This window comes from Citrobacter sp. CK194, assembly GCF_030333395.1.
Lineage (GTDB): Bacteria > Pseudomonadota > Gammaproteobacteria > Enterobacterales > Enterobacteriaceae > Citrobacter_B > Citrobacter_B koseri.
This window is the reverse complement of sequence record NZ_JAOWGA010000015.1, coordinates 354,989-379,990: the sequence shown is the minus strand read 5'-3', so window position 1 is coordinate 379,990 and position 25,002 is coordinate 354,989. Positions and strand designations below refer to the sequence as shown.

General features: G+C 51.4%; 23 protein-coding genes. 17 read left to right on the top strand and 6 right to left on the bottom strand.

Annotated elements, in window-relative coordinates; genetic code table 11:
- Positions 1-3 precede the first annotated feature (3 nt).
- The 3 genes from OGX80_RS07235 to OGX80_RS07225 form a co-directional block, all read right to left on the bottom strand.
- A complete protein-coding gene (locus tag OGX80_RS07235; RefSeq protein ID WP_233644195.1) occupies positions 4-1,239 on the bottom strand; it encodes an MFS transporter in 1,236 nt (411 codons plus the stop codon).
- 138 nt (positions 1,240-1,377) lie between these two features.
- Entirely contained in the window at positions 1,378-2,895 is a 1,518-nt protein-coding gene (locus tag OGX80_RS07230; protein ID WP_024130069.1) for a UxaA family hydrolase, read from the bottom strand.
- A gap of 21 nt (positions 2,896-2,916) precedes the next feature.
- The gene (locus OGX80_RS07225) at positions 2,917-3,816 is read right to left on the bottom strand and encodes a dihydrodipicolinate synthase family protein (protein WP_115180948.1); all 900 of its coding nucleotides are present in this window, start codon (positions 3,814-3,816) and stop codon (positions 2,917-2,919) included.
- Positions 3,817-4,059: 243 nt separating this feature from the next.
- Here OGX80_RS07225 and OGX80_RS07220 point away from each other — a divergent pair, with 243 nt between their 5' ends.
- The 3 genes from OGX80_RS07220 (at position 4,060) to nepI (ending at position 6,625) form a co-directional block, all read left to right on the top strand.
- Entirely contained in the window at positions 4,060-4,815 is a 756-nt protein-coding gene (locus OGX80_RS07220; RefSeq protein WP_012135815.1) for an IclR family transcriptional regulator, read from the top strand.
- 11 nt (positions 4,816-4,826) lie between these two features.
- Complete coding sequence (locus tag OGX80_RS07215) at positions 4,827-5,279, top strand: DUF1198 domain-containing protein (RefSeq protein ID WP_012135814.1); 453 nt, start codon at positions 4,827-4,829, stop codon at positions 5,277-5,279.
- A 152-nt stretch (positions 5,280-5,431) separates the two neighbouring features.
- Positions 5,432-6,625, top strand: a complete 1,194-nt coding sequence (nepI, locus tag OGX80_RS07210) for a purine ribonucleoside efflux pump NepI (RefSeq protein WP_024131071.1) — start codon at positions 5,432-5,434, stop codon at positions 6,623-6,625.
- Between the two features lie 39 nt (positions 6,626-6,664).
- Here the strand turns inward: nepI and OGX80_RS07205 are convergent, their stop codons facing one another.
- Positions 6,665-6,958, bottom strand: a complete 294-nt coding sequence (locus tag OGX80_RS07205) for a YicS family protein (RefSeq protein WP_024131070.1) — start codon at positions 6,956-6,958, stop codon at positions 6,665-6,667.
- A gap of 188 nt (positions 6,959-7,146) precedes the next feature.
- Here OGX80_RS07205 and dagR point away from each other — a divergent pair, with 188 nt between their 5' ends.
- The 14 genes from dagR (at position 7,147) to OGX80_RS07135 (ending at position 22,850) form a co-directional block, all read left to right on the top strand.
- Complete coding sequence (gene dagR / locus OGX80_RS07200; RefSeq protein ID WP_012135811.1) at positions 7,147-9,945, top strand: transcriptional regulator DagR; 2,799 nt, start codon at positions 7,147-7,149, stop codon at positions 9,943-9,945.
- A 260-nt stretch (positions 9,946-10,205) separates the two neighbouring features.
- Complete coding sequence (locus OGX80_RS07195; RefSeq protein ID WP_115180949.1) at positions 10,206-10,631, top strand: PTS sugar transporter subunit IIA; 426 nt, start codon at positions 10,206-10,208, stop codon at positions 10,629-10,631.
- A gap of 11 nt (positions 10,632-10,642) precedes the next feature.
- Entirely contained in the window at positions 10,643-11,128 is a 486-nt protein-coding gene (locus OGX80_RS07190; RefSeq protein WP_042323421.1) for a PTS sugar transporter subunit IIB, read from the top strand.
- Positions 11,129-11,151: 23 nt separating this feature from the next.
- Entirely contained in the window at positions 11,152-11,901 is a 750-nt protein-coding gene (locus OGX80_RS07185) for a PTS mannose/fructose/sorbose/N-acetylgalactosamine transporter subunit IIC (RefSeq protein WP_012135807.1), read from the top strand.
- Positions 11,898-12,758 carry a PTS system mannose/fructose/sorbose family transporter subunit IID gene (locus OGX80_RS07180; RefSeq protein ID WP_012135806.1) on the top strand — a complete coding sequence of 287 codons (861 nt, stop codon included), beginning with the start codon at positions 11,898-11,900 and terminating at the stop codon, positions 12,756-12,758. The genes OGX80_RS07185 and OGX80_RS07180 overlap by 4 nt, the downstream gene beginning before the upstream one ends.
- Before the next feature lie 3 nt (positions 12,759-12,761).
- Positions 12,762-13,871 (top strand): D-glucosaminate-6-phosphate ammonia lyase, encoded by a 1,110-nt coding sequence (dgaE, locus tag OGX80_RS07175; RefSeq protein ID WP_115180950.1) that lies wholly within the window; start codon positions 12,762-12,764, stop codon positions 13,869-13,871.
- Positions 13,858-14,601, top strand: coding sequence for a 2-dehydro-3-deoxy-phosphogluconate aldolase (dagF, locus tag OGX80_RS07170; protein ID WP_115180951.1), 744 nt, complete (start codon positions 13,858-13,860; stop codon positions 14,599-14,601). Before dgaE ends, dagF begins: the two co-directional genes overlap by 14 nt.
- 160 nt (positions 14,602-14,761) lie before the next feature.
- On the top strand, positions 14,762-15,580 hold the full coding sequence (gene nlpA / locus OGX80_RS07165; RefSeq protein WP_104867991.1) for a lipoprotein NlpA: 819 nt from the start codon (positions 14,762-14,764) through the stop codon (positions 15,578-15,580).
- A gap of 901 nt (positions 15,581-16,481) precedes the next feature.
- Positions 16,482-17,039: a fimbrial protein gene (locus OGX80_RS07160; RefSeq protein WP_114848127.1), complete on the top strand. Its 558-nt coding sequence runs from the start codon at positions 16,482-16,484 to the stop codon at positions 17,037-17,039.
- A 52-nt stretch (positions 17,040-17,091) separates the two neighbouring features.
- Positions 17,092-17,838 (top strand): fimbria/pilus periplasmic chaperone, encoded by a 747-nt coding sequence (locus OGX80_RS07155; RefSeq protein ID WP_012135800.1) that lies wholly within the window; start codon positions 17,092-17,094, stop codon positions 17,836-17,838.
- Between the two features lie 94 nt (positions 17,839-17,932).
- Complete coding sequence (locus tag OGX80_RS07150; protein ID WP_223849112.1) at positions 17,933-20,353, top strand: fimbria/pilus outer membrane usher protein; 2,421 nt, start codon at positions 17,933-17,935, stop codon at positions 20,351-20,353.
- Between the two features lie 14 nt (positions 20,354-20,367).
- Entirely contained in the window at positions 20,368-21,453 is a 1,086-nt protein-coding gene (locus OGX80_RS07145; RefSeq protein ID WP_049008083.1) for a fimbrial protein, read from the top strand.
- Positions 21,454-21,463: 10 nt separating this feature from the next.
- The gene (locus tag OGX80_RS07140) at positions 21,464-22,195 is read left to right on the top strand and encodes a fimbrial biogenesis chaperone (protein WP_115180952.1); all 732 of its coding nucleotides are present in this window, start codon (positions 21,464-21,466) and stop codon (positions 22,193-22,195) included.
- A gap of 16 nt (positions 22,196-22,211) precedes the next feature.
- Positions 22,212-22,850 (top strand): helix-turn-helix domain-containing protein, encoded by a 639-nt coding sequence (locus OGX80_RS07135; protein WP_012135796.1) that lies wholly within the window; start codon positions 22,212-22,214, stop codon positions 22,848-22,850.
- A gap of 44 nt (positions 22,851-22,894) precedes the next feature.
- Here the strand turns inward: OGX80_RS07135 and OGX80_RS07130 are convergent, their stop codons facing one another.
- Together OGX80_RS07130 and OGX80_RS07125 are read right to left on the bottom strand one after the other, a co-directional pair.
- Complete coding sequence (locus tag OGX80_RS07130) at positions 22,895-23,797, bottom strand: carboxylate/amino acid/amine transporter (protein WP_024131066.1); 903 nt, start codon at positions 23,795-23,797, stop codon at positions 22,895-22,897.
- 93 nt (positions 23,798-23,890) lie between these two features.
- Positions 23,891-24,979 (bottom strand): AAA family ATPase, encoded by a 1,089-nt coding sequence (locus OGX80_RS07125; RefSeq protein ID WP_058668298.1) that lies wholly within the window; start codon positions 24,977-24,979, stop codon positions 23,891-23,893.
- Positions 24,980-25,002 lie beyond the last annotated feature (23 nt).

Below are 25,002 nucleotides of genomic sequence, written 5' to 3'. Positions count from 1 at the left end.
TAATTACTTTTCAGCAATATCCATTTTTTTATCGAAGTTAATGAGCAGCGAGCAGATGAGGTAACCCACTGCGGCCAGCGCAAAGAACATCATCGCGGCATAGTAATTACCGGTAGATTGCACCAGGAAGCCGATAAAAATAGGCAAAATGGCAGCGAACAGGTTACTGGTAAAGTTCATGGTGCCACAGATAGTCCCTGCTACCGATTGTGCTCCCAGCAGACCCGGTATTGACCAGTAGACACTGGCCCAACGTAACGGGAAGAGCGCGATTGTCAGCAACGTAATCGCAATGGCTGGTGTTGAACTTTGGGCGCACAGAAAAATCCCTACCCCTGCGGTAGTGGCGGAAATTGCCAACATGGTATGCATAACGCGGCTGGTTTTTGCGCCTTTACTGCGCCATTTATCCATGATGTAACCGCCTGTGAGCTGACCAATAAAGCACAGCAGGAAGATCAGCGCCATCGCGCCACCCATCGACTTAATATCAAAGCCATAAGTGGCCTGGAAATAGAGTGGCAGCCAGGTCATCAGGCCATAGAACACAAAGCTGTAGCATACCCATCCGCCGATCAACGCAAGCACATTGCGCTGCTTGAGGTAAGGTTTGATATCAGCGAGACGGTATTTTTTACTGTTGGTGGCTGGGCCGTTTTCCGCGGTGATATGGTCCAGTTCCGCCTGGTTAATACGTGGGTGTTCTGACGGATAAGTACGGATATACCACCATGCCAGTAAACCGACGAGCATCGTGCCAACCCCCGCGACAACAAACGCCATACGCCACGAGTCGAAAAAGGCAATCAACCCGGCGATGATGACCGCACCCAGCGCGGTTCCTAATGGCGCGCCGCCATCGAGCAACATTGAGCCGCGCCCACGCTCAGTTGGCGTTAACCATGTCCCCATTAATTTTGCGCCTGCGGGCATGATAGGGGATTCTGTGACGCCCAGACCAAGACGGGAAAGTGAAAGCGTGAAAATGGAGTGACATAAGGCGGCAACGGCCTGGAATGCTCCCCATAAGATGGTAGCCAGTGCGATAATATTTCTGGCTTTGAACTTATCTGCAATCACGCCGCTGGGAATTTGCATCAGTGCATAAGCCCAGAAGAAAGCGCTATGGATAACACCGACAACCCGGGTATCAGTAATGCCAAATTCATCGGTAATATAGGGCATGGCAATAGAAAGCGATGTGCGATCAATATAATTAATCGCACCCAACAAAAGCATAATAATAAATATTCGCCATCTTACTGTTGTAGCCTTTAATTTTTCTTCTTCAGTATTTACGTTAACAATAGACATAGGAACTCCTTGCCATGCTCATAGTGAGCATGGCGGTACGAGGTATTGTTATATTGTGGAGCGTTACATTATGGAGCCAATTGTCCAGGGGACAAATTCCTGACTACCATAGCCAAATTCTTCACTTTTTGTTTTTTTGCCGGATGCCATATCAAGGATCATTTGATAAATACGTTCACCGACTTCTGCGATCGTCTCTTCACCTTCGACAATGGTGCCGCAGTTAATGTCCATATCTTCCTGTTGGCGCAGCCAGAGCGCGTTGTTGGTAGCCAGTTTCAGGCTGGGCGTTGGTTTGGATCCAAATGCCGAACCCCGGCCAGTGGTGAAGCAAAGCAGATTCGCGCCGCCTGCGATTTGCCCGGTAACGGCAATAGGGTCATAGCCGGGGGTATCCATAAAGACGAACCCTTTTGCTGTAACTGGTTCTGCGTATTCATAAACCTCTGTCAGATTAGTGGTTCCGGCTTTGGCAATACCGCCGAGGGATTTCTCCAGAATCGTGGTAAGTCCGCCAACCTTATTACCTGCTGAAGGGTTGTTATTCATTTCGCTTCCGCTGCGACGACAGTAGTCTTCCCACCAGTGAATCCGCGCAATCAGTTTTTCGCCAACCTCGCGCGAGACAGCGCGGCGGGTCAATAAATGTTCTGCGCCATAAATTTCTGATGTTTCAGACAGAATGGCCGTGCCACCCTGCTGTACCAGCTTATCCACCGCATAGCCGAGCGCTGGATTGGCGGAAATACCGGAATAGCTGTCAGAGCCACCGCATTCCAGCGCCAGAATAATTTCCGAGGCGGGAATGGGTTCGCGGATGACCCGGTTCGCGAGGGGAAGCATTTGATTTACCAGATCAATCCCTTTCTGAATGGCATGCCGTGTTCCGCCAACGTCCTGGATAGTATAGCTGTGCATCATTGGACCATCTTCCAACCCATGGGCATTCATCATGTCTTTGATTTGGCTGGACTCACAACCCAGCCCAATAATAATGACGCCAGCAAAGTTGGCGTGTGTGGCGTAACCTGCCATCGTGCGCCGCATGACCGCCATGGACTCACTTTTAGAGCCAATCGCGCAACCAAAACTTTGTGGAAGCGACACCACGCCATCGACATTTGGGTAATCGGCCAGACCGTGTAGACGAAAATGATCCTCAATCGCTCTGACGACCGTCGCGCTACAGTTAACCGAACTTAAAATGCCAATATAGTTACGCGTGGCGGCACGCCCGTCAGCGCGACGAATTCCCTGAAATATATCCTGATGTTCGGCGGGTGTGGGGGAATGCCGATCCACGCCCCAGGCGTAATCACGCTCAAAATCGCCCATGCCCAGGTTGTGCATATGTATATGCTCGCCGGCTTGAATAGGTTGGGTAGCGAAACCGATAATCTGCCCATACCGTTTCACTGCCTCTCCGATGTTTAGTGAGCGTAGGGCAATTTTATGTCCTGCGGGAATGTCGCTGATAACTGTAATTTGTTCTTCTTCAAGCCAGGTGCCAGCGGGAACACACTGTCTTGCGATAACCACATCATCTTTTGGATTGAGTTTTAGTACAGGGTTGATGTTCATTATCATTGCTCTCATGCTGATTTACAGAGTAATACGGGCCAGAATATTTCGAACAAGGGCTGTTTTTTCCTCATTGAGTGGTAAGGCTGGTGGAACTACGGCAGTTGAAATATCCACTCCAGTTAATTTGATAGCTGTCTTGATGACGCCAAAAAAAGGCTGTTCTAATGTATACAGAGGAGAAAGCGTTGCCAGTTGCTGCTGTAGTGCTTTAGCCGTAGTGAGGTCTTCACGAATAAATGCCTGATATATGCCTCTGGTAATGTGTGGGGCAAAGTTAAATGTTGCAGGGATTCCACCGTGACCGCCCAACAATAGCGTATCAAGCAAATATTCGTCATAACCGCTAAAGACAATAAACTCCGGGCGGAATGGGTGGACGCGATTAATAATTTCCCGGGTGTGGCTGATGTTATCAATGGTGTCTTTAATTCCTACAATATTAGGCACTTCACGGGCGAGTCGGGTGATCACGTCCAGACCGATATCCTGGCCAGTTAACTCAGGGAAGTTATACAAAAAGACAGGTATACTGAGTGCTTCGGCAATGCGTTTGTAATGCGTGAAACGCGCGTCATCACTGAGTTTCGCATAGTAAGGATTCACCACCAGTACGCCCGTAGCGCCTGCGTTTTGTGCGTGTTCACCTAACTGGATAGTTTCTGCGGTGCTGGCGCAGGCAATACCAATTAACACCGGTACTCTTCCTGCAACATATTGCAGACTGAATTCGGCGATCTGTTTTCTCTGCTCAGTGGAAAAATGTGAAAACTCGCCGCCGCTGCCCAGAATCAGCATTCCGTCAGCCCTGTTGTTAATGACATGGTCAATCATGGTGGCCATTCCGGCGCGATCTAATTCGCCATGATTGTCAACAATGGTTGGGACTGGCGGAAAGATACCTTTAAATACGTTCGACATTGCTACCTCTTGTTCAGTATATGGAACTAATGTTCTGTATATTGAAATTAGTACAGCAAATATCCAAATCATTCGTCAATGATTTTTGCAGAACAAATGAACAATTGTGATAGCGATCTGATTTAGGTGGTTAACATTTCAGGAATTGCCTGTGCTTCCTCTATGCGCAAAAAAGCCGCATTCCTGAGGAAAGTGATTGCGGTATACTGAGAGGAGTCTATGAATAGAAAAGATTAATTTCGTATGAGCCAGGATATTACGACCTCTGTTCCCGCACTGGATAAGACGGTAAAAATCTGTAATTACCTCTTCAATACACCAGGGGCGACGTTCAGCCAGATCCAACAAGATTTAGCATTACCTAAAAGCAGCACGTCATCATTGTTAAACGCATTGGTCGAACATCACCTTTTGCGTCTGGAAAAGGGGCGCTTTTTCCTGGGCCTGAAATTGTACGAATGGGGTAATCGTTCGCTGGAGCAATTTGATATCCGCAACGTTGCTCTGCCTGTTCTGGAGAAATTGCGTGAGCAAACTGATCTGACCTGCCATCTGGGTATCCTGGATGAAGTCGCGCCCATTTACCTGATGAAGCTTGAGAACACTCAGCCAATCGGTATTCGTACCTGGGTCGGTAAAAAGCTGCCGATGCACAGTTCCGGCGTGGGGAAAGCGCTTTGTGCCTGGTTACCGCAGGACAAAATGGACGAACTTTTGCCGGATGAGCAGTTACCGCAATACACTGAGACCACCATCACCAGTAAGAAAGCCTTGCTAAAGGAGTTTGCCAGAATCCGTGAGCAAGGATGGGTCTTTGATAACGCGGAAGATTCCCCAGGTATTTATTGTATCGCTGCGCCGGTGTTTAATCGTAATCATGAGGTGATTGCTGCGATCAGTATCAGCGGTGTTGAATTGCAAATGCCAAAAGAGTGCATTCCACAATATTCGCAGTGGGTTCGTGAAGCCTGTCAGGCGCTTTCTGCAAAGTTGGTTTAACAGGGCAGGTTATGATTTGGATTATGCTGGCCACGCTGGTCGTGGTGTTTATTGTTGGCTTCAGGGTGCTCACCTCGGGGGCCCGGCGTGCGATTCGTCGGTTAAGCGAGCGTCTGGGCATCAGCGTGGTGCCGGTGGAGTCAATGATCGACCAGATGGGTAAAGCGCCTGGAGAGGCGTTTTTACAGTACCTGCATCGTCCTGATGAATCACATCTGCAAAATGCCGCCCAGATATTGCTAATCTGGCAGATCGTGATTGTGGATGGCAGCGATCAGAACCTGCAACAGTGGTATCGTCAGCTGCAAAAAACGCGTCTGGCCGCGCCAATTACTGACGCGCAGGTACGCCTGGCGCTGGGATTTCTGCGCGAAATAGAACCGGATATGCAAGAGATTAACGCCTTCCAGATACGCTACAACGCCCTTTTTCAACCTGAAGATGGCGTGCACTGGTTGCATTGAAGTCGTCCATTCCCGCAGGCACGATGAATCTGTAGGCCGGATAAGCGTCAGCGCCATCCGGCTATTAATATAGTTGCTAAAACGTTAAATGCGTCACACTTTAGATGTTACACTGCACGGCTTTTCTGGCAGAGAAAGACGCAGGTAACGAAATGAGTGCAAGAATCGAAGAACAATCCCATGCTGAGACGATTATCCGGCCAAACTGGTCGGCTGTTTTCGCTGTGGCGTTCTGTGTTGCCTGCCTGATCACCGTTGAGTTTTTGCCCGTCAGCCTGCTGACGCCGATGGCGCAGGACCTCGGAATCTCTGAAGGCGTCGCCGGGCAGTCGGTAACGGTAACGGCGTTTGTCGCCATGTTTGCCAGCCTGTTTATCACCCAAATTATTCAGGCGACCGATCGTCGCTATGTGGTGATCCTGTTTGCCGTTTTATTAACGCTTTCCTGTCTGCTGGTCTCGTTTGCAACTTCCTTCACGCTGCTGTTGGCCGGGCGTGCCTGCCTGGGGCTGGCGTTGGGGGGATTCTGGGCGATGTCGGCTTCGTTGACGATGCGTCTGGTGCCGCCGCGTACCGTGCCTAAAGCGTTGTCGGTTATTTTTGGCGCGGTCTCCATCGCGCTGGTGATCGCCGCGCCGCTGGGCAGTTTTTTAGGTGGGATTATTGGCTGGCGTCATGTTTTTAACGCGGCGGCGGTGATGGGCGTACTGTGTGTTATTTGGGTAGTGAAATCGTTACCTTCGCTGCCTGGCGAACCGTCTCACCAAAAACAAAATATCTTCAGTCTGTTGCAACGTCCCGGCGTAATGGCGGGGATGATCGCCATCTTTATGTCCTTTGCCGGACAGTTCGCGTTCTTTACCTACATCCGCCCGGTGTATATGAATCTGGCGGGCTTTGATGTCGATGGCCTGACGCTGGTGCTGCTGAGCTTTGGCATCGCCAGTTTTGTGGGAACGTCGCTCTCCTCTTTTATTCTTAAACGCTCGGTCAAACTGGCGCTGGCAGGCGCGCCGTTGGTTCTGGCCGTCAGCGCGCTGGTGCTGACGTTGTGGGGAAGCGAAAAAGTGGTGGCGGCAGGGATCGCGATTGTCTGGGGGCTGTCGTTTGCGCTGGTGCCGGTAGGGTGGTCAACGTGGATCACCCGTACGCTTGCCGATCAGGCGGAAAAAGCCGGGTCCGTTCAGGTTGCGGTGATCCAGCTTGCCAATACCTGCGGTGCGGCTGTTGGCGGCTATGCGCTTGATAACCTTGGTCTGCTGTCGCCGCTGGCGCTCTCCGGCAGCCTGATGTTGCTGACGGCGCTGCTGGTGACGGTAAAAGTTCGCATACAAACGACGCGATAATACGTCAAAAGGGGTGACGATTCGGTCACCCATGACGTTTTACATATCCGGGCATTCGACTTTGCCGAGCGCTTCCCAGTAGTTATTCTGGTTGTTCCTTTCTATCGCCACGATCGCCTCGCGGATGTGCTGTTGATTACTCTCATTCGACATGATCATTTTCTCCCATGCCTCATCCGACAGCGATGCCTGCGGTGTACACATTTTGCGTAGCTCTTTCAGGACGGTGCTTTTTTCGTTAGCGGTCTGAAGCGAGCTATAAGGCGAGTTAGCCAACGCAATGCCTGGCAGCGCGAGAAGGGCGGTAAAAAGCAGCAGGGCGGTTTGTTTCATCGTCATCATCCAGTATTCAAAGTTTAAGCATAAGTATAGACAGAACACGACTCTCTCAGCGGTCCGCATTACTTCGCAAAACCGTCTCGTCTGTAAGTTGTAGGCGGATTCTCCCCGCTCTCTCACTTTCTTGCGTAGCAGAATAGTGTATGTTCTGAACAATCATTTATTTCTTAAGCGGTAAAGAGATGAGACGGATTGAGGTAATACTGGGGGAACTCGAACGGCTGACGCGCGGGCTGAATCTTGCCGATCTGGCGCAGGAGACGGCATTTACGGCGGAAGCCATTGGCTTTAACCTCGGGCTGGCGCGCAACTCGGTCAGTAAAGATCTCAATCAACTCTGCAATGATGGTCTGGCGATCAAAAGCCGGGGCCGCCCGGTGTTTTTCCTGCACCGTCAGGCGCTGGAAACGCTGCTGGGGCGTAAGCTGGATGACGCCGAACGTGAAGTACGTACGATTGCCGATCTGTTGCCGCGTCAGGAAGGGCACACAATCGACGATCCCTTTACCGGTCTGATTGGCTACGATCGCAGCCTGCGCGATGCAGTAGAAAAAGGCCGCGCCGCAGTGCTTTACCCCCACGGGTTGCATGTGTTGCTGACCGGACCTTCCGGCGTTGGCAAAACCTTCTTTGCTGAACTGATGCACCGCTTTGCCTGCGAGCACGCCGCTGGCTCCCTGCCGCCGCTGGTCTATTTTAACTGTGCGGAATATGCCCATAACCCGGAACTGCTCTCTTCGCACCTGTTTGGTCATCGACAGGGAGCGTTTACCGGAGCGAGCGAGAATAAACCAGGCCTGGTGGAGCAGGCGGACGGCGGCTATCTGTTGCTGGATGAGGTACACCGTCTGCCATATGAAGGGCAGGAAAAGCTGTTCTCCATTCTCGATAAAGGTGAATACCGTCCGCTGGGGGCAAGCAGCAAGGCGCGTTCGATATCGGTACGCCTGATTTGCGCGACGACTGAACCGGTAAGTTCGGCGTTGTTGCGTACTTTTCAGCGGCGTATTCAGGTCTGTATCGATCTGCCGGGCATTCGCCAGCGTTCAATCGAAGAACAGGTGGAGCTGATTGTCGGCTTTTTGCAACGTGAAAGTCGCAAAATTGAGCGCACGGTGAGTATCGACAAGACGCTGCTGCTCTGGCTGCTGAATAAGCCGCTGGAAGGCAACATCGGCCAGCTCAAGAGTGATATCCAGTTCCTCTGCGCTCAGGCGTGGGCGTCGGGGATGACGGAGCATAACGATACGCTGCAACTGGATAAACGGCTGGCGGAAATGCCGTTTAACGCCACGCCGGAGCAACGTTTGCTGGTGGACACGCTGTTTGACGGCAAAGAGCGCTTGAACGTTGACGCGCGCACGTTGCCCGCCTTGAAAACGTCGCTGGCGACGGGTGCCGAGATTGAAGAGAGCGATCTCTTTTACAGCTTCCTGACCCGCGAATACGTCAATCTGCGCAACAGTAACGTGCCTCCGGCGGAAACGCTGGCGATCCTGAAAAATAAGCTCAGCTCGATTTTTGAATATGGCCTCTACAGTCGCGACAATATTGCGCATCCGCCGCGTTATGGCGACCAGATTGAGGAACGCGTGACGCTGCTTATTGGCTGCGTGGAGCAGGTGCTTACGTTTACGCTGCCGGAGAACCTGGTAAATCCGCTGCGTAAACATTTTCTGGCGCTGATTGGCTACGTTCAGCGCGGCCTGATCCCGCAGCTTTATTCTTCCAGCCTGATCCTCGATCGTTGCAAAGATGAGTACGATAACGCCACATTATTGTGCCGAAAAATCAATGAATTGCTGCATATTCAGTGTCCGGCGACGGAAGTGGTCTGGCTGTGTCTGTTCCTCAAAGAGTGTCGTCATTATCGTCAGCGTATCGACGCCAGCCCGGACTGCGGGGTGATCCTGATTGCTCACGGCGCAACAACGGCCACAAGCATGGCGCAGTATGTGAATCGGGTGCTGGAGCGCGAGTTGTTCAGTGCTATTGATATGCCGTTTGAGCAGTCGGTGCATGACACGCTGGAAACCCTGACCCAGATGATTCAGACCCGACGTTATCAGCGGCTGATCCTGATGGTGGACATCGGCTCGCTGGTACATTTTGGCAGTACGATCAGCAAATTATTCCAGATTGACGTTCTGCTGATGCCAAATATAACCCTGACCAGCCTGCTGGAGGTGGGGCTGGATTTAAGCTATGAAACCAGCGACCTGCCGCAGCTGGCGGCGTTAATGCAGGGTAAAAGCATCCCCTGCCAGCTTTGTACGCCACAGCAGGAAAACGGCGGCAAAGTGCTGGTTATCTCCTGTATTACCGGCATGGGCACGGCGGAAAAAATCAAAAAGGTGCTGGAGGAGAGTTTTGGCGAGCTGATGTCGCAGGACACGCGGATGGTGATCCTCGATTACAACGATGTTCGCAGCCTGGAGCGCGTCCAGCAGTCGCTGCATGCCAGTGAACGACTGGCGGGTATTGTTGGCACCTTCCAGCCGGGGCTGCCGGATATTCCATTCATTTCGCTGGAGGAATTGTTCTCTGAGCAAGGGCCGGAACTGGTGTTGAGCCTGTTAACGCCGGACCTCACCAGCGCTGAACGCCGCCTGGAAATGGAACGTAGCGCAATGCGCTTTATCAGCGCGCTGACGATGGAGAGCATCATCAACCATATTTCAGTGCTTAACCCGCAGCGCATTCTGAAAGAAATGGAAGGGGTGCTTAACCATCTGACCACCACGCTTTCGCTGAAACCAAGCCGCCAGGTGACACTGCGCTTCCTGATCCACTGCTGCTGCATGGTCGAGCGTATCGTGATTAACCGAAAACCGTTACAGATGGCGCTGGAAAACAAACCGGATCTGGATGCCCGCGCGTTTAGTGTCATCAAATCGGCTTTCCTGCCGATTGAAGAGGCTTATGCCATCCGTTTATCGGACGCGGAATATTTTTATATCTACGAATTACTCTATAGCTGATCCCTTATCTGGCGTGGCGCTGCGCCTCGCCAGACCTCTCTTCTCCCCTCGCGTGACACAAATCCTGGCACAGCCTTTGCTCTTACTCTGATGAGTTTTGCCGGATGGCGTTTGCTATTCGTAGGCCCGGTTCGTAGGCCCGGTAAGCGTAGCGCCACCGGGCAATGTGTGCCGGATGGCGGCGTAAACGCCTTATCCGGCCTACGGCGGTGACGCTATCGGGCATTGTCAGTCTCATGTAATCGAGCCAGGAGGCCATTTTGACTACCACTGAATCCTTGCCCCAGATCCTGCTGCTGACGCATGGCGGCTGGGGACAACAGCTCTGCAACAGCCTTCGCATGGTGATGGGGGAAATTAAAGGCGTAACAGAAATTGCGCTCATGCCCGTGGATACGCTGGGCGAGTTTTATCAACGTGTCGAAGCCGTGGTGAAAACCATGCCGGCAGGCTCACTTATTCTGACCGATTTTGTTGGCGGCACGACCTCCAACGTGGCGGCACGACTGAGTGCGGATTATCCGGTGGCGGTGGTTTCCGGGCTGAACGCCTCGCTGCTGCTGGAGGCGCTGGATCGGCGCGAACACGGCCCGCTTACCGCCTGCGTGAGCGGTCTGGTGGAAGCCGGGCGCAGCAGTTGTCTGGATGTCGTCGCCCATGTTCGTCAATTACAACAATCACAATAAGGAAAATCATTATGGCAAACATCGTGTTATGTCGCATCGACAGCCGTCTGATTCATGGGCAGGTCGTGACGAAGTGGGTCGGACAATCCCAGGCAAACCGGATTGCCGTGGTCAGTGACGAACTGGACGCCGATCCGTTTATGAAAAATATCTACCTGATGGCCGCGCCGCCAAACATCAAAGTGGATTGCTACAGCAACCAGAGCTTTGCGGCATCGTGGAAAGAAAACCAACTCGGCGACGGCAATGTGCTGGTGTTGTTCCCGTCTCTGGCGGCTATTCAACAGGCCGTGCAGCAGGGATTTGATGTCACCACCATTCAGGTTGGGGGCTTAGGCGGTGGGCCAAACCGCAAAGCGGTTTTCCAGAACATTACGCTCGATGAAAAAGACGTTGGCATTCTTAACGACCTGAAAAGTCGTGGGATTCAGGTGTTCTTCCAGACTATCCCGGAAGATAAACCACAGTCGCTGGACGATATCCTGAAAAAATTCTAACCCTCTGATAATGGGATAACACTATGGATACTTTAGTCTTTGCAAGCCTGATGGGGTTGTATTACTGGTTTGCCCGATTACGCCTTGGCTACACCTTCTCCGCCATGCTGCTTCAGCCGGTGGTTGTCGCGGTCTTTGTGGGGCTGCTGCTCGGGAATATGCAGACGGCGATGATCATCGGGGCGGGTATGCAGCTCGTCTATCTGGGCGTGACCTCGACGCCGGGCGGCAACGTGCCGTCAGATCCGGCGCTGGCGGCCTGTATCTCGATCCCCATTGCGGTTAAAGCCGGAATGGACCCCAACCTGGCGATTGCGCTGGCGATTCCGTTTGGCGTGATCGGCGTATTCCTCGACCAGCTACGCCGTACGCTGAACGCCGCCTGGGTACATATGGCCGACAAACACGCGGAAACGGCAAACATGGCAGGCATTATGCGCTGCGCTTTCCTTTACCCGGCGTTACTCGGTCTGGCGCTGCGTTTCCCGGTGGTGTTCGCCGCCAACTATTTCGGCCAGAACGTAGTGGAAAGCTTCCTCAAGCTGATGCCGCACTGGCTGACCCACTCCTTTGAAATCATGGGCGGGATCCTCCCGGCGCTGGGCTTCGCCATCACCATTATGGTGATCGGCAAAAAGAGTCTGCTGCCGTGGTTTATCGGTGGATTCTTCGCGGTGCTGTACCTCAAGGTTGACATCATGGCGATGGCAATCTTCGGCACCTGTGTGGCCTTCCTGATTAAAGGCCTGGCGAAAAATGAAGGAGCAGCATGATGAGCAGCGACGTAATGCAACATGAACTGGTTGAGCGTGCGCGGGAAACCGGAGCGCTGACCAAAGCGGACATCACCAGGGCGTGGTTTATCTACTGGCTGGGCGCGGAGGTTTCTAACTCCTATGAACGTTTACAGAGCCTGATTTTCTGCGCCTCGATGACGCCGATCATCAAAAAACTCTACCCGCAAAAAGAGGAACAGGTGGAAGCGCTGAAGCGCCATCTGAACTTCTTTAACTCAGAACAGACCTTTGGCGCGGTGATCCAGGGCATCTCCATCGCTATGGAAGAGCAGAAAACGCGTGGCGAACCGATCAGCGACGCCTCCATCACCGGGATTAAAACCGGCCTGATGGGGCCGCTGGCCGGGATGGGTGATTCCATCGTCTGGGCGGCGGTGATGCCGCTGTTGATTGCGATTTTTATTCCGTTCGCCGCCAATGGCAGCGCATTCGGGGGTATTGCGCCGCTGATTCTCTATCCGGCCATTACGCTGGCGATCAGCTACGGCCTGATTCACAAAGGCTATACGCTGGGGCGTGATTCCATCGTCGGGCTGTTGCAAGGGGGGCGAATCAAGGAACTGATCTACGGCGCTAACGTGCTGGGGCTGATCATGATGGGGGCGCTGTCGGCGAGCTACGTCAAGATCACTACCCCGCTGAAAATCAGCGCCCTGAAAGGTTCTGAAGTGGTGGTTCAGCAGATCCTCGATTCGATTGCGCCTGGCCTGCTGCCGCTGGCGGCAGTATTTGCCATCTACATCTTTCTGGTGAAGAAAGGGCCGCGTTATACCACCATTCTGCTGTCGATTGTGGCGCTTAGCGTGGTCTGCTCGCTGCTGGGAGTGTTGTAAGCCATGACACAGAATATCTATCAACAGCTGGGGCTGAAGCAGGTGATTAACGCCTGCGGCAAGATGACGATTCTTGGCGTCTCCAGCGTCACGCCGGAGGTGATGCACGCCACGGCGCGTGCGGCCTCCGCTTTTGTCGAGATCGACAAGCTGGTGGAAAAAACCGGTGAGCGGGTCTCCCGCTATACCGGCGCTGAAGACAGTTATGTTACCTCATGCGCCTCGGCGGGAATTGCGATTGCCGTTGCCGCCGCCATTACCCGTGGCGATCGGGCCCGGGTCACGCAGATGCCGGACAGTACCGGTATGGCCAATGAAGTGGTGATGCTGCGTGGGCATAATGTAGATTACGGCGCGCCGATCACCAGCGCGATCCGTCTGGGAGGCGGGCGCGTAGTGGAAGTGGGGTCGAGCAACCTGGCCGCGCGCTGGCAACTGGAGAGTGCGATTACCGATGACACCGCCGCCCTGCTGTATGTGAAATCACATCACTGCGTGCAGAAGGGGATGTTGGGCATTGAAGACTTCGTCCAGGTGGCGCAGATTCACAACCTGCCGTTAATTGTTGATGCTGCTGCCGAGGAGGATTTGCACGTCTGGGTGGCGAGCGGCGCGGATATGGTTGTCTACAGCGGCGCGAAAGCCTTCAATGCGCCAACCTCTGGATTTATCACCGGCAAGAGAACGTGGATCGCCGCCTGCAAAGCGCAGCATCACGGCATCGCCAGAGCGATGAAGATCGGTAAGGAGAATATGGTTGGGCTGGTATATGCGCTGGAGAATTATCACCAGGGGCAGACGGTAGTCACCGCCGAACAGCTTCAGCCGGTAGCCGACGCCATTTCAGCGATTCGTGGGTTGAGTGCGGATATCGAGCAGGATGAGGCCGGGCGCGCGATCTGGCGTATTCGTATTCGGGTGAATGCCCGTGAACTGGGGCTGGATGCCCGCGAAGTCGAAGCTCAGCTGCGCGGCGGCGATATCGCCATTTATGCCCGTCGCTATAACCTCCACCAGGGCGTTTTCAGCCTCGACCCGCGAACGGTCGCAGAAGGGGAAATGGCGTTAATCGTGGCGCGACTGAAGGAGATTGCCGACCATGCAGCAGATTAATTTTTATCGTAATCGTGTGGCGATTAACGTACTGGCGAAAGATATCGCCAATGCCAGGGAAATCTATGATGCTGCCGAAGGCCATGCGGCGATCGGCGTCCTCTCCGCACAGTTTGCCTCAGTGGAGGACGGTGTTCAGGAGGTAAAACGCTGGATGGCGGAGGTGCCGTGCATCTCCGTGGGGCTGGGAGCGGGCGATCCGGCGCAATACTATAAGGCGGCGATGATTGCTGCAAAGGTACACCCGGCGCACGTCAACCAGACCTTTACCGGATGTGGTTTTGCCGCTGGCGCGCTGGCGGCAACGGGCGGCGAAAAAACGCATATCAACGCGCTGGTCAGCCCGACAGGCACGCCGGGCGAGGTGCTTATCTCCACTGGCGTTTGCAGCAGCCAGGGGACGCCGGCCCGCGTTTCCTGCGATGCAGCGGTACGCATGATGCAGGATATGGGGGCGCACGCGGCGAAGTTTTTCCCGATGGGCGGCGAGACGTCGTTACCGGAGCTGTATGTGCTGGCAACCAGCGCAGCCCGCAACGGGATGACGCTGATCGAACCGACCGGCGGCATTTCCCTGGAAAATTTCGGCGTTATTTTGCAAACCTGTCTGGAGGCGGGCGTGCCGCGCGTGATGCCGCATGTTTACAGCTCGATTATCGATCCGCAAACCGGAAACACCCGGCCTGAAGATATCGTCAGGTTAATAGAGATCGTGAAAGCGCTGGTTTGATGGCGTAGTTTACGTAGGCCCGGCAAGCGTTCGCGCCACCGGGCTTTTTGTATATGCCTTTTTCTTCTTGCTGATGCCTTTTCGTTTTTTAAACCGCAGCGGCCTTCCCGCTATAGTCATTTCATTACCCATCAGATGGTTATTTAATAAGGATAAAAACGTGAAATTGACGATACCTCATTTACGGGCAGGGGCGGCGGTACTGTTGGCGGGCATATTGCTGGCGGGGTGCGATCAGCAAAGCAGCGACGCGAAACATATCAAAGTCGGCGTGATTAACGGCGCCGAGCAGGATGTGGCGGAAGTCGCGAAGAAAGTTGCCAAAGAGAAGTACGGTCTTGATGTGGAACTGGTAGGATTCAGCGGTTCATTGCTGCCTAACGATGCGACCAATCACGGCGAACTGGACGCCAACGTGTTCCAGCATCGACCGTTCCTCGAACAAGATAACAAAGCCCATAACTACACGCTGGTAGCGGTAGGCAACACCTTTGTTTTCCCGATGGCGGGCTACTCGAAAAAAATTAAAACGGTTGATCAACTGAAAGACGGGGCGACGATCGCCATTCCTAACGATCCGACCAACCTCGGGCGTGCGCTCCTGCTGCTGCAAAAAGAGAAGTTGATTACCCTGAAAGAGGGGAAAGGTCTGTTACCAACGGCGCTGGATATCACCGACAACCCACGTCATCTGAATATTATGGAACTGGAAGGCGCGCAGCTGCCGCGCGTACTGGACGATGCGAAAGTGGATGTGGCGATCATTAGCACCACCTACATCCAGCAAACCGGACTTTCGCCGGTACATGACAGCGTCTTTATCGAAGATAAAAACTCGCCGTATGTGAACATACTGGTGGCGCGGGAAGACAACAAAGATGCTGAAAATGTGAAAGCGTTTTTGCAGTCTTATCAATCGTCGGAAGTTGCGAAAGCCGCAGAGACTATCTTTAACGGTGGCGCGGTGCCGGGGTGGTGATCGGTAACGCTTTAAGTTAAATGAACTTTATCGCCAGAGACTCTTTTCTGGCGATACCATGCAGCATGGTATTTCCCGCTTAACGACAATAGCGAAATTTCTCTTCTTTTTTCCCCGTTCGGAGTTTTCAACAAACTTTCCCCTTCCATTCTTTTTTGTGCTCAAAAAAGCCGATTCTAATAGTGGATTGTCCTTTTTTGTAAGGTTGTGGTAAGCAATCTTTAGATTTTTATACTGAGAAATAGTAGGTGATTAAAAGAAAAGATCGTTCCGGTAAAATTCCTGGAAATGGTATGTATTGTAACCTTGGCTTAACAATAGTTACGTTTAGAATCTAAATAGGATTATTCTTGCAAAAAATTAAAAAAATGATTTGTTTGTAATAACCCATTAATTATTAATAAATTATATAAAATACTTTAGTCGTATTGTCAGGATTATTCTCGTAATTCTAAAAGTGGTGTTTTCTGGCTAATAATGCAGCAATAAATGTGATCGTTTTGTTCCTGTTTGTTTGATATTTGGTTTTTATTGTGTTTTTTATATGTTTAAATTTCGACTATTTTGGGTCGTGCAGTGATCTGGATCAATTTATTTGATTTATAAAATTTTATCTTTTTTTAACTGATACTGTCTTATAAAAACCTGGTTATCGATATATTTTGCATGGTGAATAGCGCAGATATTATGCGGTACTTTATTTTCCTGTAAGCATTTGGATTTGATTTCTTTTGGTTGAAAAATCCTAATATTGCGGATGAAAGTTTTGCGTATATTATGTCAATGGAACCGGAAGGTGTTATTCAGTACTCATTTTTGATAATGGGGTGAGGTTTGTTTTGCCTTAATAACACATTCAATACGTCGTTCATTTATATCAACAACACCAGGGGAATTTATTATGCGTAAATATAATTATGCGTTATCCGCGTTAGCAATGGTTATCACTTCCGCATTTACTGCTTCAGCATTTGCGGTGGATGGAACTATTACAATTAACGGACAAATTACTGATACAACTTGTACTATTTCTGTCGACGGTGGCAGTAATGATGCAACGGTAACGCTGCCGACCGTTTCGGCTACTACGCTCGGCGCAGCAGGCGCAACGGCAGGTGCTACGCCGTTCACTATCTCGCTGAGTAACTGCTCAGGAACATCTTTAAATACCGCCAGCACCTACTTCGAACCTGGCGCTTATGTTGATAGCACAACCGGTCGTCTGAACATTGATTCAGCAGCGGCAGATGCAGCGACTAACGTGCAGGTTCAATTATTAAACGCCGATCGTGACGCCATTGTTGCAGGGGCTTCAGTAGCGAATGGCCAGAATGATATCCCTGTCGATATCTCTTCTGGAAACGGTACGCTGAATTACTTTGCGCAATATTATGCTACTGGCGCATCTACTGCGGGTTCTGTAACGACTCAGGTCGATTACACCATGGTTTACGAGTAATAAAGACAGGAGTAAAGGCGGCGTCCTTTACTCCTGATTATGAGGTGATGAGATGTTAAAGATATTATCTTCCGGGCTGGTATTGTTATTTTCGGCGTTCTCACTGAACGCTATGGCTGACGTTGTGATTAACGGAACACGCATTGTATTTAATGCAAAAGACAAGGAATCAACGGTACAGTTAAAAAACCGGGGGAATAATCCTTATCTTTTACAAATATGGATGGATGATGGTAACCCAAATGCAAAGCCTGGGGAGATCACGGTTCCGTTCCTCATTGCTCCTCCCGTTGTTCGTATTGATCCGGCGAAGGGGCAAGCTGTGCGAATCATGGCGACGAACCCGTCATTGCCGCAGGACAGGGAGTCCTTGTTTTGGTTCAACATGCTGGAAATTCCGCCAAAAGCACAGGATTCAACGTCGGGCAAAACACATATGCAGTTGGCATTTCGTACCCGAATAAAATTATTCTACCGCCCGGATAATCTGCAACCAACACCATTACAGTCTTATAAAGAATTAAAAATATTCCAACAAGGGAACAACATAAAAGTAGTAAACGACTCTCCCTATTACATCACTTTCAGCAAGGTTGAGATTCGTCGAACAACAGGGTCAGCTGTATTAGCTGCTGTAGAAAACTTCCCCCAGCGTATGGTGAAGCCAAAAAGCGAAATAGTATTTCCGCTCGCTAATAAAAAATCGACGCAATTGAGCGGTGCTTCAGTTTTTTACAGTGTAATAAATGATTATGGTGGAGAAACAACAAATGAGCAAAAATTACAAAGTAGCCCATAACGTTATTTCTTGTCCTCTGAGATTAACCCGCATTGCTCAATTCGTTGTTTTATCTTTTATTTCTGTTCAGGTTGCCTTCGCTGAAAATGATGAAGTGCAATTTAATAGTGATTTTTTACGCTCAGCGATTGATGTTAGCAACTATTCTCAGGGAAACCCGGTTCCGCAGGGACAATATAATGTCGATCTGTATGTGAACGACAAATGGCGAGGGCGTGGTGAAGTTAAGTTCGAAAATGATAAAAGCAATGCCGTGGTAGCCAAACCGTGTTTTACGCTGAAGCTGATATCAACGCTGGGAATCGATATTGATAAAATTGATCCAATGCTGCGCCAGTCGTTAAAGAATAATGAAAGTTGTGTGCGTATTGGTGATATATCTTCTGATTTAACAGCTTATTACGATGTGACGACACAGCGCATCAATGTGCAGGCGCCTCAGATATGGCTGCTTCGCCAGGTTCGCGGCTATGTTAATCCTGAATTATGGGATAACGGTATTCCTGCTGCGACGTTGCAATATGATTACAACGCATGGCATGCAGAGATGTCTGGAACGGACTCTATGTCATCTCAGTATCTGAGCCTGATGGGAGGGCTCAATTGGGATGCCTGGCGCTTACGCTATCGCGGTGTTTTCAACTGGAACAACGATCAGGGTTGGCATTATGACTCAACCAGCACTTATCTTGAGCGCGGCATTATTCCGCTGCGCAGCAAACTGGTGATGGGTGATTCCACCACGGATGGCCAGGTCTTCGACAGCGTTGGTTTTCGGGGCGTAATGCTGACTTCTGACGATCGTATGTATGAGGATTCCCAGCGAGGCTATGCGCCAGTCATTACTGGTGTTGCAAACACCAACGCACTCGTCAGCGTGAGTCAGCGCGGCGCGCGTATCTATCAAACGACGGTTCCGCCTGGCGCGTTCCGTATTGATGACCTGTATCCCAATGGCACCGGCGGCGATCTGCTGGTAACGATTAAAGAGGCAGATGGGAGTGAGCACAGTTTTACCGTGACCTATGCTTCCATCGCTGAACTGCTCCGCCCGGGAACCAGTCGCTATTCGCTGATGGCGGGGCGCTATCGGAATACCTCCGTGAATGAGAAACCACAGATTGCGATGGGGACATTCCGTCATGGTTTTACTAACTTACTGACCACTTACACCGGTGCGATGGGCGGGGAGGATTATCAATCGGTCGCAGGTGGCGTCGCGCTCAATACGCTCATTGGCGCGCTTTCTGCTGACATAACGCATGCGCGAACGACGCTTGCGGATAACAGCAAACGTGAAGGCCAGAGCATCCGCTTTTCATTTGCCAGGATTCTGCCCGTCGTTGATACCAATATCACCCTGGCGAGCTATCGCTATTCCAGCTCCGGTTATTACGATATTGACGATGCGATGTTGATGCGTGATTTAGAGCGGACAAATAAAGGGGCTTATTCCAGCAGTATTAACCGCAAGAATCGTCTGCAACTCAGCGCAACGCAAACTATTTCCGAGACGCTTGGGAGCATTAATCTCAGTGCCAGCACTCAGGATTACTGGAACAAAAGCGGGCGTGATACCGAGTATCAGTTGGGTTACACCAATGCGTTCAAGTGGTTCAATTTTAACCTCAACGCCAGCCGTACCCGCGATTTAGTGAAAGACAAATGGGATAACAAAATCGCGATAGGGATTTCCCTGCCGTTAGGGAACAGCGCGCGCTCGGCTTATCTCAGTACCACCTATGTTCAGGAAAGCGGGCATCGGGGGCTGCAAAACTCAATCGCCGGCACCTCCGGGGAGAACCGTCAGTATAACTGGGGCGCGTTCGTCAATCAGGATGACTACGACCATAGCAGCAATAAAACCACGGGCGGCGTCAGTGGTAACTGGACTTCGCCGTGGACCAGCATGGGCGGCAGTTTCTCAGCAGGCCAGGGCTACCAGCAATACGGCATGAACCTCTCTGGCGGTGTTGTCGCCTGGCAAAATGGCGTTGTGCTGACGCCGATCATGGGGGACACCATGGCGGTCATTGAAGCGGAACATGCGGGAGGCGCAAAGGTGGCAAACAACAGCAGCCTTAGCCTTAACCGCAATGGTAATGCCGCAGTGCCTTACCTCTCACCCTATCGCCAGAACACGATTGAGCTCGACCCTCGGGGGCTATCGAATGACATCTCCCTGGACGTCACCAGCCAGAACAGCGTCCCTACCGCAGGTGCCGTGGTGTTGATGAAATACGCCACGGATACAGGGTATTCCGTGCTTTTCACTCTCCGCCATGCCGGTGATGTGCTGCCTTTTGGCGCCGATGTGGTCGATGAGAGCGGCAATACTGTCGGTTACATCGCCCAGGGTGGGCAAAGTTTTGCGCGCGTTAAGAATCTGGCGGGCAAATTGCGCGTGAAATGGGGAAGTGGATCGGGTCAGGAGTGCCAGTTCAGTTACCGCTTATCAGAGCAGAAAAGCGCAGATGTCGCCGACTTACGTCGGGCTGATGCGGTATGCCAGTAATTAAGGAGTGAAAGATGAAAACTATCGTAACGGGCATTGCCCTCTCTTTTCTGGCACTGGCGGCGATGTGCGGCGTGGCGCGAGCGGACGGGACGTGGGTGAACTGTGAGCGTACCAATGGCTACTACCAGTACTTTGACTCTACGACCGTACAGGTGGGTAAAGATGCTGCCGTAGGCGATTTATTAGGTACCTGGGCGACCTCTTATAACCCGACGGCATGGACCTGCTCTCATCGTACCAATTATCAAAGCTACGCCATCCCGATGGCGGTACAGGGGTATCCCCCCTACACCGTTTGGGGAACTACCCAGGTCGATGGGCAAACGTATACTGTCTATAACACGACGGTAAAAACCGGGTTGGGGTATATCGCTCGCTGGCGCTATACGGTAAAAGGGCAAACCAGCGACTGGTATCCTCTTACCATTGCGACCGGAGGGCAGCAGACGCCTTCGCAGTTATTTACGGTGACAGGCGATGGAAGTTCATGGAATCTCGGCGTGGATGTCCAAATCCGTTTTGTAAAAACGTCGACATCGTTAACCGCAGGCAGCACTTCCGTCTTTGACCCGATGTATATGCGACACTACCAGACATACGGGGGCAGTACGTCTGTTGGCAGCGGCACCTATATGATCGCTGATTTTCTGGCGGGAGGACTGATCATATCCACCACCGGGGGAACCTGTACGACGTCGGATGTCACGGTTAATTTACCGGCTGTTAGCCGAACGGATTTTAGTGGCATAGGTTATACCGCCGCGCGTACTGATTTTAATCTGAACTTTACAAAATGCCCGGCAGGGTTATCGAGCATCAGCTATTTGTTTACGCCGACCACGGCCATTATTGATAACGCCAACGGTGTTTTTGCGCTGGCGAGCACCTCAACGGCGAGTGGCGTGGGTATTCAGTTGTTGGACGATCAGAATATCCCTCTGTCGTTTAATACGGCATATCTCCTGACGGATTATGATCCGGCTCAGGACAATGCGAATTATACCGTGCCACTGCGTGCCGGTTTATATCAGACTGCGGCAAATGTCTCTTCTGGCGATGTCAGAGGTGCAGTGACATTCACCCTTGTCTATAAATAGAGGAGGGGGCATGGCGAAACGGCTAAAATATGTTCTGAACCACTTCCTGATTTTACTTTTATTGCCGTCATCGGCTATGTCGGCAACGTATATTAATTACACGCGAGTGATAATTAATGAAAAGGCGCGCGAAACATCATTTACTATTTACAATGAAGGGCTGAAACCCGTTTTATTGCAGTTGTGGACTGAAAAAGACAATATTTTTGATCGTCCCGAGGAGATTAAAACACCGTTTATCATTTTACCTCCGATTTTTCGGCTTGAAGGAAAAACATCCCGGGCGGTGCGGGTACAGTTTACTGGCGACCAGCATACATTACCTGCTGACAGAGAATCTTTATTCTGGCTGAACACGCTGGAAGTCCCTCCTGTGGCTGATAGTAAAGCGGAGAAGAGCGCGCTACAGGTCGCTTTTCGTACTCGGGTGAAGTTATTCTGGCGGCCCACTGCACTGGCAGCAATCACCCTTGAGGAAAGTATAAAAGAATTACACATCTCTTTATCTGATTGTGGAGGGAAACGCTGCCTGTTAGTAAAGAATAACTCACCTTTGTACGTAACATTAATGGATCTTACGTTGAATGACGGTACAGAAATAAAGCAATTACCTGATGATGGTCTTTGGGCGCCATTGTCAACTAAAACGGTTGTTTTACCCAAAAACACAAAAGGGGAGGGCACAGTCAAAACACTCTCATGGATTGATGATTATGGCGTGGTCAATACCTATAACTACTAATGCGAAGGATAACGTTATGCTTAATTTTAACCCTTCATCCTTACGTTTTAAATTTATTTACCTGACAAAAAATATTTATGATGGTATTGCCATTCATACACTTTTTGAAGATGCCCTGCATGAATCAGGATTGAAAATGGGGCTTAATGAAGATATACCCTTTCACCTGATCGATAAGTACAGTAATTTTATTCCGTTTTCATTGCGGTTTGATGCGACGTATAAACAACGCAGTCGCACGCTCGAACACGATATTACCCTCTCGGCAAAAGGGGAAGAGATAAAGCGAATGCGTTTTAATCATATACTCTTTTTTGTCGATATGTATAACCCTGACCATACCTCTTTCCTTTCGGTTGCCGGACTGCATGGCCTTACGGCGGTCAGGGAGCGCATGGATGCTTTCATGGTGCATTGTAATGCGGTGATTAATGGTAATAGAAAATGCCGTTCAAGTAGTTTCTTGTTCACGCTGCGTGAGCAGCAAATTGTGTTTCATCTCTTACAAGGCATGTCGGTTAAAGAAATCGCACTGGAATTAAATGTGAGCGATAAACTGGTTTATCGGGAGCGCTGGGCGCTGACGCGTAAGCTTATCGACCAGAAAAATTGCAGATTATACAAAAGGCTAATAAACATTAACGCGACATTATAAGCGATAAAAGAGTGGACCAGATTATTGGAGTCCACTCTTTTGCCTTATGCCGCCCGGGCGCGACGGCGGGAATCCATTGAAATCAGCACCACCGACGAGAGGATCAGCAATGTACCAAGCCAGTCCGGCAGGGTGAAGCTGATGCCCAGCAACAGCAGCGATAACAACGCGCTGCTTAGCGGTTCCGCGCAGCTCAGAATGCTCGCTTTCGGCCCGCCAATCATTTGCGCCCCTTTCAGATACAGGCTGAAAGTCAGCGATGTGCCGATGACCACCAGATAGAAAAACGCCAGAATCAGGCTGCCGCTGACCACAAAATCCGTTCCCTGTCCGGCATAGAAGGGCAGCAATATCACGCCGCCGATCAACATGCTCCAGCCAACGACAGGAAGCGTGCCGTAACGCGCGATCAGCGTAGAGGGCCAGGTCGTATAAAACGCTGCGGCAAACGCGGAGGCAATCCCCCAGAATAGCGCGGCAGGCGAGATAGACAGCGATGTCGGATTACCGTGTGTTACCAGCAAAAAGGTGCCAATAAGAGAGGTGAGAATGGCCGTCAGCACCAGAATGCCGGGGCGCGCTTTCCGTACCAGCGAGAACCACGCCACGATAATCGTCGGCGATAAAAATTGCAGCACCGTTGCGGTGGCGGCATTGGATTTCTCAATGGTGAGCAGGAAGGTGAGCTGTACGGTAAGCGCCCCCATGATGGAAAAGAACAGCAGGCTTAGGGCGTCCTGGCGGTTTTTGAAAATGGAGAATACTTTGTCGCCGTGAACAAACGAGAGCATCAGCAGAATCAACCCGGCGAATATCAGACGCGTCATGGTCAGAAACTGCGACGACATCTGGCTTTGTTCCATAATGTACTGCGCGCAAACTCCTGAACTTCCCCATAATACGGCGGCAATCAGGACGTTCAGCATCCCTCTTCTGGTGGACCCCATTTTTTCCTCAACATGGTGTTTTGTCTTTTTTATGTGCAGGCATCATAGCAGAGATGGCGGCACAAACGAGACGGGCGTTAGCATCGCCCACTTTTACGACAGTCGGGTAAGCTGTGTTTCACCGTCCTCCATCGCCAGTTGATACAGCGAAAACGCGGCATGTTTCTCGATCAGATTGGCCAGTTCAGGCGAATGACTGGTGAGCCAGATTTGCGAATGGCGGCTGGCTTCGGCGATCAGTTGGGCGAGGGCGGGCAACATCTGCGGATGCAGGCTGTTTTCCGGTTCGTTGAGCGCGATAAAAGCTGGCGGTCGCGGGCTTAACAGCGCTACGGCCAGGCACAGGAAACGTAGCGTGCCATCCGAGAACTCCGCAGGTTCCAGCGGACGGGTCAACCCTTCACGTTTCATCATCAGGCGAAAGCGGCCGCCGCTGTTATCGCTGTAGAATACGCAACCGGGAAATGCCCGATCGAGAATCCGCATCAGCAGCAGTTCATCGCCAATCTCGACGATTGTCTGGAACGCTGCCGCCAGGTTTGCTCCGTCGCTGGCCAGAACCGGTGAGCGGAATCCCACCTGTGGAACACGAATCGCAGAACCAGACGAGACTGAAAACTCATGATAAAAGCGCCAGTTGCGCAGCATTTCTCGCATCTGCGATACCTCCGGGTAGAGGTGTGGCTCTCCCAACTGGCCGAATACCGACTCGTTCTCATACAGCGTGCCGCTGTGGGTGACTTTCTCGTGATGGATATTATTGAGGAATACGACCTGGTTTTTACGTTTCATCAACTGTGAGGAGGGGCGGCGAGTGTGCCCGCTCAACCAGACAGACTCCTCTTTGATGACCGGGTCGAGATCGAACTGCGACGGGTAGGGGAGCTTCTCGACAAACCCTACCTGTAACTCGTATTCATAGGTTTCTGTTTCTACCGCCAGAGTCATGCGCCGTAACTGGTCGCTGCGCGTTTTCCCGGCCCAGAATACCTTCAGAATGCCGCCTTCGTTCGCCAGCGCCTGTGAGAACTGCCCCTGCGCCGCACTGTGCATCAGGTGAATCGCCTTATAGATATTCGACTTTCCGGTGCCGTTAGGGCCGAAGACGATATTGAGCTGTTCCAGTTCCAGAGACTGATGGCGAATCGAGCGGTAGTTTTCGATGTGCAGCGTTTTGATCATGGGCGTTAGCGGTAGAGGGGCGA

Excerpts from the sequence above, each read along its gene's own strand:
- OGX80_RS07220 (WP_012135815.1), top strand. The coding sequence starts at position 4,060 with ATGAGCCAGGATATTACGACCTCTGTTCCCGCACTGGATAAGACGGTA.
- OGX80_RS07185 (WP_012135807.1), top strand. The coding sequence starts at position 11,152 with ATGGATACTTTAGTCTTTGCAAGCCTGATGGGGTTGTATTACTGGTTT.
- nepI (WP_024131071.1), top strand. The coding sequence starts at position 5,432 with ATGAGTGCAAGAATCGAAGAACAATCCCATGCTGAGACGATTATCCGG.
- OGX80_RS07230 (WP_024130069.1), bottom strand. The coding sequence starts at position 2,895 with ATGAACATCAACCCTGTACTAAAACTCAATCCAAAAGATGATGTGGTT.
- OGX80_RS07180 (WP_012135806.1), top strand. The coding sequence starts at position 11,898 with ATGATGAGCAGCGACGTAATGCAACATGAACTGGTTGAGCGTGCGCGG.
- OGX80_RS07135 (WP_012135796.1), top strand. The coding sequence starts at position 22,212 with ATGCTTAATTTTAACCCTTCATCCTTACGTTTTAAATTTATTTACCTG.
- OGX80_RS07190 (WP_042323421.1), top strand. The coding sequence starts at position 10,643 with ATGGCAAACATCGTGTTATGTCGCATCGACAGCCGTCTGATTCATGGG.
- OGX80_RS07125 (WP_058668298.1), bottom strand. The coding sequence starts at position 24,979 with ATGATCAAAACGCTGCACATCGAAAACTACCGCTCGATTCGCCATCAG.
- OGX80_RS07215 (WP_012135814.1), top strand. The coding sequence starts at position 4,827 with ATGATTTGGATTATGCTGGCCACGCTGGTCGTGGTGTTTATTGTTGGC.
- dgaE (WP_115180950.1), top strand. The coding sequence starts at position 12,762 with ATGACACAGAATATCTATCAACAGCTGGGGCTGAAGCAGGTGATTAAC.
- dagF (WP_115180951.1), top strand. The coding sequence starts at position 13,858 with ATGCAGCAGATTAATTTTTATCGTAATCGTGTGGCGATTAACGTACTG.
- OGX80_RS07145 (WP_049008083.1), top strand. The coding sequence starts at position 20,368 with ATGAAAACTATCGTAACGGGCATTGCCCTCTCTTTTCTGGCACTGGCG.
- OGX80_RS07235 (WP_233644195.1), bottom strand. The coding sequence starts at position 1,239 with ATGCTTTTGTTGGGTGCGATTAATTATATTGATCGCACATCGCTTTCT.
- OGX80_RS07205 (WP_024131070.1), bottom strand. The coding sequence starts at position 6,958 with ATGAAACAAACCGCCCTGCTGCTTTTTACCGCCCTTCTCGCGCTGCCA.
- OGX80_RS07155 (WP_012135800.1), top strand. The coding sequence starts at position 17,092 with ATGTTAAAGATATTATCTTCCGGGCTGGTATTGTTATTTTCGGCGTTC.
- OGX80_RS07160 (WP_114848127.1), top strand. The coding sequence starts at position 16,482 with ATGCGTAAATATAATTATGCGTTATCCGCGTTAGCAATGGTTATCACT.
- OGX80_RS07140 (WP_115180952.1), top strand. The coding sequence starts at position 21,464 with ATGGCGAAACGGCTAAAATATGTTCTGAACCACTTCCTGATTTTACTT.
- OGX80_RS07225 (WP_115180948.1), bottom strand. The coding sequence starts at position 3,816 with ATGTCGAACGTATTTAAAGGTATCTTTCCGCCAGTCCCAACCATTGTT.
- OGX80_RS07130 (WP_024131066.1), bottom strand. The coding sequence starts at position 23,797 with ATGGGGTCCACCAGAAGAGGGATGCTGAACGTCCTGATTGCCGCCGTA.
- dagR (WP_012135811.1), top strand. The coding sequence starts at position 7,147 with ATGAGACGGATTGAGGTAATACTGGGGGAACTCGAACGGCTGACGCGC.